The 12537-nt window shown below is 32.0% G+C and carries 10 protein-coding genes; 3 read left to right on the top strand and 7 right to left on the bottom strand.

The window, feature by feature from the left end; translation table 11 throughout:
• The 4 genes from C1I91_RS11745 to C1I91_RS11730 form a co-directional block, all read right to left on the bottom strand.
• On the bottom strand, window positions 1-762 hold the full coding sequence (locus C1I91_RS11745; protein WP_128213049.1) for an ABC transporter ATP-binding protein: 762 nt from the start codon (window positions 760-762) through the stop codon (window positions 1-3).
• Between the two features lie 13 nt (window positions 763-775).
• Window positions 776-3175: an ABC transporter permease gene (locus C1I91_RS11740; RefSeq protein ID WP_128213048.1), complete on the bottom strand. Its 2400-nt coding sequence runs from the start codon at window positions 3173-3175 to the stop codon at window positions 776-778.
• 934 nt (window positions 3176-4109) lie between these two features.
• Window positions 4110-4757, bottom strand: a complete 648-nt coding sequence (locus C1I91_RS11735; protein ID WP_128213047.1) for an MBL fold metallo-hydrolase — start codon at window positions 4755-4757, stop codon at window positions 4110-4112.
• A gap of 458 nt (window positions 4758-5215) precedes the next feature.
• The gene (locus tag C1I91_RS11730) at window positions 5216-6406 is read right to left on the bottom strand and encodes a multidrug efflux MFS transporter (RefSeq protein WP_128213046.1); all 1191 of its coding nucleotides are present in this window, start codon (window positions 6404-6406) and stop codon (window positions 5216-5218) included.
• A gap of 776 nt (window positions 6407-7182) precedes the next feature.
• On the opposite strand from C1I91_RS11730, the gene C1I91_RS11725 reads away from it, so the two are divergent.
• On the top strand, window positions 7183-7743 hold the full coding sequence (locus C1I91_RS11725; protein ID WP_128213045.1) for a TetR/AcrR family transcriptional regulator: 561 nt from the start codon (window positions 7183-7185) through the stop codon (window positions 7741-7743).
• Window positions 7744-7955: 212 nt separating this feature from the next.
• Here C1I91_RS11725 and C1I91_RS11720 read toward each other — a convergent pair whose 3' ends face one another.
• Both C1I91_RS11720 and C1I91_RS11715 read right to left on the bottom strand, forming a co-directional pair.
• On the bottom strand, window positions 7956-8522 hold the full coding sequence (locus C1I91_RS11720; protein ID WP_128213044.1) for a CPBP family intramembrane glutamic endopeptidase: 567 nt from the start codon (window positions 8520-8522) through the stop codon (window positions 7956-7958).
• Window positions 8523-8573: 51 nt separating this feature from the next.
• Entirely contained in the window at window positions 8574-9326 is a 753-nt protein-coding gene (locus tag C1I91_RS11715; RefSeq protein ID WP_128213043.1) for a methyltransferase domain-containing protein, read from the bottom strand.
• Window positions 9327-10241: 915 nt separating this feature from the next.
• Here C1I91_RS11715 and C1I91_RS11710 point away from each other — a divergent pair.
• The gene (locus C1I91_RS11710) at window positions 10242-10757 is read left to right on the top strand and encodes a GNAT family N-acetyltransferase (RefSeq protein WP_128213042.1); all 516 of its coding nucleotides are present in this window, start codon (window positions 10242-10244) and stop codon (window positions 10755-10757) included.
• 166 nt (window positions 10758-10923) lie between these two features.
• A complete protein-coding gene (locus tag C1I91_RS11705; RefSeq protein ID WP_128213041.1) occupies window positions 10924-11259 on the top strand; it encodes a YnfA family protein in 336 nt (111 codons plus the stop codon).
• Window positions 11260-11607: 348 nt separating this feature from the next.
• On the opposite strand, the gene C1I91_RS11700 is transcribed toward C1I91_RS11705, so the two are convergent.
• Entirely contained in the window at window positions 11608-12390 is a 783-nt protein-coding gene (locus C1I91_RS11700; protein ID WP_128213040.1) for a class I SAM-dependent methyltransferase, read from the bottom strand.
• Window positions 12391-12537: the final 147 nt, after the last annotated feature.

The following is a 12537-nucleotide window of genomic DNA, read 5'->3' as shown; positions in this document are numbered from 1 at the left end:
TTACCATCCCATCTCCATTAGCCAAGAATTGACCTTTCTTTCTCTTTCCTTAAAACTGCTTTCTTCTAAGAACTTTTCTAAGGTAATTTCACCTTTTATTGTTCCGTCTTCAATATACATTATCCTATCACACTTTGCTGCAACCTTCATATCATGTGTAACCAGCATAATAGTTGTCCCATCTTGATTAATACTGTTAAGCTCCTTCATTACTACCTTTGAATTTTGCTGATTTAATGCACCTGTTGGCTCATCAGCGAAAATCATCTTTGGGCAGTTTATCAAGCTTCTGCAGATACAAGCCCTCTGAAGCTGTCCTCCTGAAACCTGATTTGTATCATTATCAGCTATCTCACTTATTCCAAGCTTATGCATCAACTGTCTTGCCCTATCATTAACTACTTTTCTATTTTTTACTTTTTTTGACTGATAGGCAGGTAATATAATATTATCATAAATGGAAAGATTTTTTAACATATACATTTGCTGAAAAATAAATCCCATCTCATCTAGTCTTAGATCACTGATTTCATTTGCTGTAAGAGCACTGATTTCTTTTCCAAAGTAGTGTACCTTTCCAGCAGTTAAAGTGTCCATGCCGCTTACGGTATAAAGTAAAGTGGATTTTCCTGAGCCGCTTGGCCCCATCACTGCCACCATTTCACCTTCCATAATTTCAAAGCTTACATTCCTTAAAACATTGTTTTGAACTTTATTTATAATATAAGTCTTACATAAATCTTTAACCCTTAACGAATTCATTTCAAACCTCCGGTTATTCCACATTATTAATTTCTTTCAGATCTACTTTTATGACAGCTCTGGTGCTTAAGTATGCAATAACTGTATTTATAATAAGAAGTATAGTAGGATATGCTAAATAAACTTCTATTGCTTTTACTTTAAAAACAATGTTATGAACACCCATTTTTGAAAATGCCTGTCCAGCTGTTATAGGGCCAAGGAACTTGGATGCTATGATTCCTAAAATAATTGAAACTATAAGGACTATACTTATTCTAGCTGACTGCCAAAACCTAATTGCACTATTTCTAAAGCCAATATTTTTCAGCATTGCTATTTCACCTTTTTCTTTAGTAATGTAGGTTTTCATCATTAAAACTGTTATTAAAGCATTAATAGCTAACACTATTAGAACTATTAAATTCTTAATTCTATCAAGTTGCTCCAAGGTACTTCCCATATATCTTGAAAGAAATTCTTGTGGATTTTTAAAAGAATATGCTGGATACTTTTCTCTTAATTTATTTATTAGCACCTCAGTCTCATTATTTTTCTGTAAGTCCTGCGACTTATTGATTGCTTTAAAATTACCTTGAAACGGTTGTACCATTGTTAAGTATTTGAAGTCTACATTTATTTTAGGATTCAGCCTTACGGACTGACCCATGTTGGTCATGCTCTCATATAGACCAGTTACTATTAATTCCTTTGCTTCATTACCTATCACTGCATGAATGGTATCTCCAATATTAACGTTTAATCTTTTAGCCACAGTTTCAGTGATTGCTACTTCATTTATCAACTGAGGCATCTTACCTTTTAAAACATTATAGTTATTAGTATCGCTTCCTTGAGCTTGCAAAGCCAATAAGCTAAAGGTATTATCCTTATCACTGACATAAAAGTTGAGACCGTAAATTACCTCACCATGAATTTTTATATCTACTCCTCTATCTTTAAAAGATTTTTCAAGATTACTCATATCCTTTAAATATTGTTCCTTATTAGCTTCAACCGTATATTGGTCAATCTTATTAGTTTCAATAAATACATCACTATACTGCAAGCCAAAGGTCTTCACTATATTTCCATCTTTTATAGTATTTATTGTGTTTAATGGAATAACTATTAGAATTGTTCCAATACAGTAGATTAATATTTGAACAGAAAATCGCTTAATATTACTTATAATATCATTTAATGCAATGAACATCGGTACACCAAGTTTTTTACATCGCTTAAGCTTTACTTTGGATTTCCCTTTAAAGCTTTCACCACTGCTTCCATTCCTGATGGCATCTATTGCCGAGAACTTATTTAACTTTCTTGTACAGGTGTAGCAGAATATAATGACTATTAAAACTACCATAACGGCACAAGCTGCATTAACCTGCATATTGCCAGTTGATGGCTTCATTAAAATATTTCCTTCAGCCTGCTTTAACATTGCATTACCAAAAGGAAAACTCAATATGAATCCTATTAATACCCCTACAATAGTTATTACAAGATACTTTATAAGATAGATTTTTCTAATATCAAACTCCTTGAGACCAATAGCCTTCATAACGCCTATTTCCTTAAAATCATCTTGCAAGGTAAAAATTATTGTGAACCTTAAGATTAGAAATGAGATCAAGATAAGACAAAAGCTTACTACAATTAAAACAGCAAAAGTAATGGTATCCAGAATAAAACTTTTACGGATTAGTGATTTATCGTTACTGTACATTGTGTTAAAGTTCATACCTCTAAGTTCTTTATCTAACGTATTTGTATCATCTGACATTATATTATAGTTATTCAAAATACCTGCTTCTTTGGAACCCTTGAACTTCTCATAATCTTCTTTACTTATAAGAATCCTCTGAAAATTATTCATAGATGAACTAAAAATAGCATCCTTAGTAAAGGTCTTTATTATGAATTCCTTTCTAATATCCCCCACCGTAATGACAATTTTATCTCCAACCTTTAGCTTATTTTTACTTTTTTCAGGCAAGGAAATAGCAATTTCTCCTATATTCAACTTAATTTCTTCTCCATTATCATCAAGTAGTTTCCCATATTTTTTAGGTTGTGCTTGAAGTAAATCTTCTGCAACAGATTCGAATTTCTTAAGTTTTTCATCCTTCTTTATTTTTATTTTATCCTTGGAAAGTATTATGCCACCTTGAACTTCATAGGATTTTATTAGTTTAGAAGAATCTAGCCACTTAACTAAATCTCCATTATCCCCCCTATCAATAGCTGAAATCACATAGTCTGGTGCTTTAGCCTTATCCATAAAATAGTCAACAGACTGCAATACTGCAATCAAGTTGTTTACACTGCTTGCCAAAAAGGTCGTTACCAATATGATAAATATTAACAAAATAATATTCATGGTTTTCTTTCGTTTTAAATCTTTTTTTAAAATCCTAAAAAACATAACTCACACCCTCATAGATTATTTATTGCTCCTGAATCTATGATAAATGAATAATTATTAAATAATCCTTAAATATAGATATCCTTTATTAAAACTTAATTTATACAGGTTCAATGCTCCTAGGTTATTGGGATAGTATTCTTCCTGCTCTTGGTATAGGATTATCCTGGATTTTGGGCTTTTGGGCTTTTGAGAATCAACTGGCTTGCATAAATTAATAGTTGATGTTGGATATCTTATAAATACTATTTATTACATAATCTAATTGTTAAACATAAGCTAAGTCAGGACCACCCGTCAAACGGGTGGCTTGCTCTGCGGCTATAAGCCTAAAAAATATATAAAAGCATTTTTTTAATTAAAACTGTTCATATATTTTTTAGTTAGTCACTTTGCTTTTCATCAAAATTATGGCCTTAACCTTCAAAACTTACGTTATTCTTATTTTTGTATTATCAGTATTAGTTTACTGGTATCACAAATTCTGAAAAACAACATTTTTTTGATATTGCTCTTAGTTTTTTAACGGTATAACCAACCGCCCACCACCCGCTTAGCAGGTGGTTTTCTTAAACGCTAAAGCACATAAATAAAAAAGTCCGCTAAAATGGTATTTTAGCGAACTCTTTTTGCGCATCTGTTTTTGCGAATGCATATGAGGAAAATCTCGTAGGCGAATAAGTTTTATTTTTTACTTTTTATTCTGCGAAGGTATTCTAAGCCCTTGATATTGCTATGTTTATCTAATAAAAGCCTTAGTTCTTTTCTCCGAAAAAAACTTTGTTCATTATATTTTTTGTGAGCTTTAGCCTTCCTTAAAGATTCCTCCGCATAATACAAGCCATTTTCATTATACTTTGTGTGGCCTTTAGGTATCATGGATTGTCTTAGGTATTAAAATGCTCCGTCCCGCTGTCCCTTGTCCACTAGTCCCTTAATCGTACTTCAGCAACGTAATTCCTGAATAGTCTATAATATTTGTGCTGTTTAGTTCTAGTTCTTTATATTCTTTTGCTTGCAGACCAGATGCTGCTATGAATTTATCAACTTTTGCAAACGCAAGTCCCATTGGGCCTAGTGCTTTTGTTCTGTAGTGCATTGGAATAACCACTGTTGGGTTTAATTGATTCATTACCTCTACTGCATCAACAGCATCTATGGTAAAGCCTCCACCAACAGGAACAAGCAGTATGTCTACCAGTCCTATTTCCTTTACTAAGTCAGCATTAAGTGTATGACCTAAATCTCCGCAATGGCAAAGCTTTATCCCATCGATTGCAAAATTATATACTATATTTTTACCTTTTTTTGCTCCTGACACTTTATCATGAAAGGCTTCTACACCTTTTATCTCTATGCCATGTTCTAAAAAACTTCCAGTTTTATTTATGTGTACAAAATTGCCCTCTACTGCTTCTATATAATTATGATCTCCATGGTCATGACTGGTTACTACTATTTCTACTTCAATATCCTTAGGAAGTTTATATCCCAACATATTTTTGTAAGGATCTATGATTATTCTAGTACCATTGTCAGATGTTATCATAAAACATGAGTGTCCAAACCATTTAATTTTCATTTATAATCCCTCCATATTATAGAGTTCCTAGCTTAACTACTAATTTATACTTGCCAGAAAACCTACAGAAACTGATATTATAGGACATGTATATATTAAGTTTCGATATAGGAACTCTTTATTAATAATTACTGAATAATAATCTTTTTATTTCAAATTGTCCTTTCAAAAGCCAGAGGAGTTTTGAAATTAGCTTTAGGCATTAAAGTGATACATATTTATATTCAGTTCTATATTGGTATGTATTAAATAAATGTTGTTACTACTTTTGATCTGTAAAATATTTAATACTTCAGCTTAAAATCATTATGTTTCTTTAATCCTAATGTTTGTTTAATCCTAAGGTTATTGGCTCCATATAGGTATTCAACTTCAACTCTTAATTTATGCATATTCCAAAGTACCTAGAAGCATGTATTTTCTAACAAGCGTAAGTTAAGTTTCTATATAGTAACTCTTTAACTAAAATTTACTTTTTTATAGACTTTGAAATAAACCCAAACTGCATTTAATAATAGCAATGCACTGGTAATAAAGAAAACATAACTTATGCCAAACCTAGCTGCTACCTGTCCTCCTAAAACTGAACCGGCAAATACACCTAAATAACCTGCTGCTACAGTAAAGCCAAAGATTCTTCCTGTAATAGAAGTAGGTGTAATCTTCTTAACTAAGGTACTTATAGATGGATTTAAGCCTCCAAAAGTCAAACCTACTAAGAAGCGAAGTGCCATAAGCTGCCAGGGATTCTTTACAAAAGCCTGAGGTATATAGGCTATCCCTGCAGCCACAAGTGCAATTAGTACAATCTTATGAGCTCCTATCTTATCTGAAAGCTTGCCTAACTTTGGTGCAGCAATTATATTTGCAAAGCCTGATGCAGAGAATACCAAACCAGATATTAGAGCAATATGACTTGCATTATTACTTATATGTGTTACATATATAGTTATGATTGGTTCAATAGTATATAATGCCATTGTTATTATAAAAAGAGTCACAGACAAAACTATAGTTAAACTTTTTTCAGGAACGCTAGCCCAAACTTCTTTTGTACTTACAGTCTTTTTCTCCTCACGAACAAAGGATTCTTCAACAAATAATAAAGTCGTTATAAAAGCTACAAACAATAATGCGCCAGTTATGAAAAACACTGGTTTTAGTCCTATGCTATCTTCAATAAGTCCTCCAATAGTTGGTCCAATAAGTGACCCTGCAACACCAGCAGTTGAAAGTGTACCTAAAGCATATCCTGCATTTTTTTTGTCAGTTTGGGTTGCAATAAGAGTGGTGCAAGACGTGCTGTAGCCTGTGATAGTCCCCTGTAGTAGTCTTAATGCAATAAGTACATATACATTTGGTGCAAATCCCATTAGCATTATTACAATGGCCATGCCAAGGCTTGCCCTTAACAGCATTGGTTTTCGTCCAAATTTATCAGCAGCACTTCCCCAAATAGGTGAAAATATAGCTGAAATGATAAAGGTTATCCCGAAGGCAACTCCTGATATTTGTGAAATTAAAGCTCTATCAGAAACACCAAGATGTCTTATATAGAGAGGCATAACCGGTGCGATCTGACTCATTCCTACTCCTGTTACGAACATTCCAAACCAACATACTAACAAGTTCTTCTTCCATATCTGCATAAATATATTCTCCTTTATATGTATTTTTTGTGCATCTTCATATGTAGTCTTTACGCATCTGCTTTTTGGAGATATATGCAAAAAATTCTAATAAACACCGTAATTCCTTTAGATTCTTTCCCCCATATCTACATTTAAGTCGTCTATGCCTATGTCTACTTCCCCAGCAAATTTACTTAAAATATAATTTTCTGCGCAAACGACATACTTTTTTATTTAACCATTAAAACTATTTATAATTACACAACTTACTTTACAAAATAACTATAAACTATAAATAATAGTTTGTAAACTATTATTTATAGTTTGATAAAACCAATATATAATGATAAACTATTGTTATCGACTTAACACTTACTGAAGTTTATATTTTCAAGTGCTCCTCTCTGAAGCTCGAGGGGCTAAAAAATAGATTACTGATATAAGTAATCTATTTTTACAGGATTCCAATTTGAACCATTAATTCGTGCGTGCCATATAATGTCCTGAAGCCGGTATTATCAAACATTTTTAAAGTAAGTTTTCGTAAAGTATACCTATAGGGAACCAACCTCAACTATTAATTTATACATGCCACAAAATCGCCAGAAGATGCTATTTTATAACAAGTATTAATTAAGTTCTCATAAAGGTTACCTATATCCAAAATTCCAACTTCAACTATTAAGTTGTGCATGCCGCAAAAATTACCTGGACCCGCAATTTTCCAATATGTATAAATGAATTTTCTACATAAAAACTCTAAAAAAAAACTACTTAAAAGGAGCGATATACTCATGCAAAAGAGAAACTTAACAAAGGAAAAGATTATTCAGGTTGCTTTTTCACTATCTGATGAAATAGGTCTTAATAATCTCACTTTCCCTAAAATTGCAGAACAACTGGGTATAAAATACCCTTCTTTATATAATCATTTTAACAATATGGAAGATCTAAAAATAGCAATGACCATAGCTCTTCTAAATGATCTTAATTCCATGCTAGCCAAAAGATTGATTGGTAAAAGTGGTGAAACCGCTGTTAGAGAGTTTTCCAATGCCTATAGAGAGTTTGCTCTTGAAAATAGAACTGCTTACTGGCTATTCATGAATATTCCCCATACTGGGGACGAGAAGGTATACCTTTTAGCAAAGGAAACCACAAACATCATATATCAAATTTTAGATTTTTATATCAAGGATAAAACCCAATTGGCTCATAAAGGCAGGGCTTTGAGAAGTCTTTTACATGGTTTTGTATCCTTATATTCCTTTGGATACTTCCATGGTGAAGTAGACTTAGAAGAAAGCTTTCAATCCATGGTGGATGATTTTATTTTTTCACTTTCCGCAAAGTAGATGGTACTCCTTTCCCTACTTAACTAGTATTTGTGATTAATAAAAAATATCTAATATAGTAGAAAGAGTCTTGCGGCTTTGCAAGACTCTTTCTTTGAACAAATATAATTTAACAACTTCACATTTCTATAAAGTAAAAATAGTTATTTCAGCACCTGTAAACAAGTTCTACATCACTTATTCTGTTTTCCAATAACTAGCACAACTTATATTTATATATTATTTTCTAAATTAAATACTACTTTCTTATAATCCTTTTTAAACATCTTAGCCACAAAGTACCCCATGATAATAGATATTATTAGGCAAATTGTATATTTGTGAGTAATAACAAAATCAGCAAAATTATTTACAACTCCGCTTGTGGTGTTTAAAGCTCCGTGAAATAAAATTGTCAAAAGCAAGCTTCCGTCTGTTTTGTTATATACCCAAGTTATCAAAGTAGCAAAGCATGTAAATTCTAATAGGAACAGAAAGAAGGGGATTTGATTTTGTGCAGTACCTGGTATAAAGAATAACGGCAGGTGCCAGAAGGTCCATACAAAACCAATTATTATGCTGGCATAAAATTTCTTCTGAAGTCTTGGTAATAAAAATCCTCTCCAGCCCAATTCTTCACCTAATGGTCCACCTAAGAATAGTACAAATGTAAATAGCTCTATTATATAAAAAGGATTACTATTAACAGATAATTTGTTTTTGAAGCCTAATAAGTTGTCTATTACTGAGGTGCCATAAAAGATCATTATCCAAAAGAAAATAACGTACAGGTAAAACAATGGATTAACCTTCCTCCTAACAGCACAAGTATTTTATCAATCACTGTGCAGTTATGGCTTCCTTGCTAGATATAAAACTATGGTATCCTGAAGAGTTATCTTATTGCCAAAACTCAAAATAACATCTCTAATGCCATTATAGAAGTTTGATCTATCAGGCTCCTTTAGAGTTATGTGAGTAGCATGGGTACTTATCCAACACACATATTCATCAGCATTAAGCTCTCTAGTTTTGTGATATCGACGGCATTCAACATCAGTAAACCCGTATTTCTCAGTATTATTGTACTCTATGTAGCAGGTATAATCTGTTTCTGGATGAAAATACTTATCGTAGACCTCCTGCATCTTCATATATAAAAGCTCATTAGCACTTTTCTCATCGGTTTTAGTAAACATCATGGCAAAGGTTCCATTGCTTTTTAGCATATGATAGACTTTTGGAAAAGCAATCTCCTCCGGTATCCACTGAATAGTTGCAGCTGAATAAACCAAATCAAACTGATCATGTCCAAAATCATAGGTTTCAAAATCAGCATTTACAATATGAAAATTATCATAAGAGCTAAACTTATTTTTCGTATACTCCGCAAGCTTTTCCCCAAGTTCAATGGCTAAATAATTGCAGCCTGTCTTCAATATAGGCTCTGTAGCTTGCCCTGTACCTGGTCCAATCTCAAGAGTTGCCTTTCCTTGACCAAGCTTTGAATGCTGTATAATGTCAGCGAAAACTTCATCGCAATATCTGGTCCTCCACTTGTCAAATTCTTCAGGAATATTGTTAAAAACCTTTCTAAAATCCATGAAAATCACTTCCTTCTTAATTATATAATCGTAGAATTTGGTTTTTAGGGCTCATTTTTATACAAGTATTAGTTGTTTTAAATTGATCCATTATGATATCACACTGTTCAATTATATAACTCTTAAGAAAAAGTTACCATATTTGTTTTTATGTAACAATGATATTTTTTTAGATATACTGCTTATTGCAATAGTTTCATCATAGGGTTGATGTGAGGTTAAACATTCCTTGTGTTTTGCGTACATTTAAAGCTTTAGCTCTGTTAAAGTGCTGTGTTGAAATTAAACATAGCCTAAACCTTTTATTGGTATGGATTAAGTAATCTGAACAGACATACTAATTCAATCCTTGAACTTAAAATAAAGCTTGCGATAAGTCAACGAAGTTTTATTCTGAAATAATCTATCACTTTTTAATTGAATTTATATTTTCCACTCTCCATTTTATAATCTAAAGGGGCTTTGAAAATACATTGCTATCTTAGTGGCGCATTCATATATTCAGCCCTATATTGCTATGTATTTAAAAAATGTTGTTACTGCTTTTTCTCTGTAAAATGTTTAATACTTCAACTTAAAATCATTAAGTATGTTTAATACAATAGTTATTCAGTTAATAACTCAACTATTAATTTATACATACTTGAAAATCCCTAGAGCCAACGTTTTTCAAACAAGCATAGACTAAGTTCAATACTTCGTTTGTCCAATTGTATCTGAAGTTTTATATACAGTATATATGTCTTTTAAATTGTGTTGAGTTTTAATATTTATTAGAAGAATATTTAACCACCACTTGCACCCTCTCTGTTATACTTTGTAAAATATGGTATAATAAGCATCAAGCAGAACTTAGTATGATTTGCAATAATATTTTATTATTCATTATGCTAATAACAAAGGGGACTAATTACTATGAAAGAAAATTTAGAAACAAATAGATTAATTATTAAGAGAACTAAGACCGAAGATGCTGATTTTTGTTTGGATATCTGGTTGGATGATGAAATGGGGAAATATTTATCAGACCCACCCCGTGAAAAAGCAACTGATGCATACTTGAAATGGAAAGAAACTGTAGAAATTTATGCTGGTTGCTATTACTTTATTGCTGTTTCAAAACAAACTGGTCACTATATTGGAACATGCAGTGCCGTTCCAAGCGAAGATCAAAAGCATTGGGATTTAGGCTATGCCATTCATAAAAACTATTGGCATCAAGGCTATGCTACAGAAATGATAAAGGCACTAATTGATTTTTGTCATTTCAGTGGTGCTAAGAAAATAACCGCTGCTGTGGCAAAAGAAAATTTAGGTTCAAATGCTGTATTAAAGAAACTTAACTTTTATGTTGAAAAAGAAGGGACTTTTAAAAAAATGGGTACTCACATCATATACGATGAGTATATGTACAGACTTGATTTAGAATAATTTTTAATTGATTATTTTAAAGAAATTATGTTTAACTTCACCAACCTAGGCTATCTAATATATAATTTAGAGTATATTGGAGCCATCCCTACTCATGAGGTATAATGGTATGGAATTATTTTAAGATATTGAAACTAAGAAAGTTACATAGCAAGGAGATACAGCAGTGGAAATTATAAAATCAATATTTTATTTTATATTAGCAGGTATATTTGAGATAGGTGGAGGCTACCTTATTTGGTTGTGGTTACGTGATGGTAAAAGCTTTTGGTATGGAATTATAGGAGCTGTGGTGTTAATATTATATGGCATTATTCCTACCTTACAGCCTCAAAATTCAAACTTCGGAAGAGTGTATGCAACTTATGGCGGCGTATTTATTGTACTTTCAATTCTTTGGGGATGGAAAGTTGATAATATACTTCCAGATAAATTTGACTTAATTGGCGGTATAATTGTATTGCTTGGGGTTATTGTTATAATGTATGCTCCAAGAGGATGATACTTTAACACTTAGAAAATATTTTTTTCTGTTGTCTTAAACTCATTGCCCCAAACTCTTTTATCTAATATTATTCCAGCCAAATAATTCACTTACTACATTTGCTAATATAAGGCTTTTTTAAAGTACCGTACTGAAACATAGCCTAATCTAAAAGTGTTTCAAAATCTATTAAAATTAAAACTTATAACTTAAAATCTGATCTGTGAACCCTATAAAGATGTACCCTTCAACTGAAAAACTATTTTTAAAGCCCTTTGGATTCTAATCGCAGGGTTTAAAAATATAGATTTTAACATGAATCGGTACATCTATATAAGAAAAATTTTATTTTTTTAATAATATCATTTAAGGTTTTCTTGCAAGCTGCAAGTCTAGGGTATCGTAAACGGTAATTTTTCCTCCGTAACTGTCAATTACATCTTTTAATTTATTGAAGAATTCTTCTCTTTCAGTTTTTTCCATTGCAATATATTCTGAATATGTGCCTATAAAATTGATATACTCTTGTGAACTAAAGGTTCTTGTTCTGTGATATAGCTTGTATTTTATATCAACAAATCCATATTTCCTACTGATTTCTGCTCTTTTTTTGCACTTTTCTTCGCTGTATTCTGGTCCAAGGACGTTTGATGGCATATATTGTGAATATACCTCCTGCATAGCAAGATGCATCTCTTCTCTTCCCTTATCTTTGTAAGAATGATTGGCAAAGCGAGCAAATATTCCACCGCTTTTTAACATCTCGTATACCCTTGTATAGCCCAGTTCTTCAGGTATCCAATGAAAAGCAGTGGCTGAATATATCATGTCATATGAATTAGGTGGGCACTGATAATCTTGAAAAGAAGTATTCTCTACATTAAGGTTCTTGTAGTTGCTAAATTTTTGTTTTGTATACTCTGCTAACTTATCTCCTAATTCTATAGCTGTTATAGAACAGCCTTTCTGAAGAATAGGTAATGTAGCTTGCCCTGTTCCAATACCCACTTCAAGCACCTTACTTGATGAATTGATTTCCTTATATTGAAAAATATCTTCATATAATTCTGCAACATAGGTTGGTCTCCATTTGTCATATTCCGCATACATGTCATTAAAGGTTGTTTCTAATCCTTCAATTGTAGCCATTGATCTTTCCTCCTCTTATAGGTATCCGACAACTATTAATTTATACATACCTGATGATACCTCACAAACCAGGATTATCTAATCCCTAAAAGCCTTGATCATCGGACATTTATAAATTAAATTTTAATAAAGTATACCTATATATAA

Origin of the sequence: Clostridium manihotivorum (assembly GCF_004015185.1) — a bacterium.
Classification (GTDB): Bacteria; Bacillota; Clostridia; order Clostridiales; family Clostridiaceae; genus Clostridium_AR; species Clostridium_AR manihotivorum.
The sequence above is the reverse complement of the archived record's forward strand: the minus strand, read 5'-3'. Positions and strand labels throughout refer to the sequence as shown.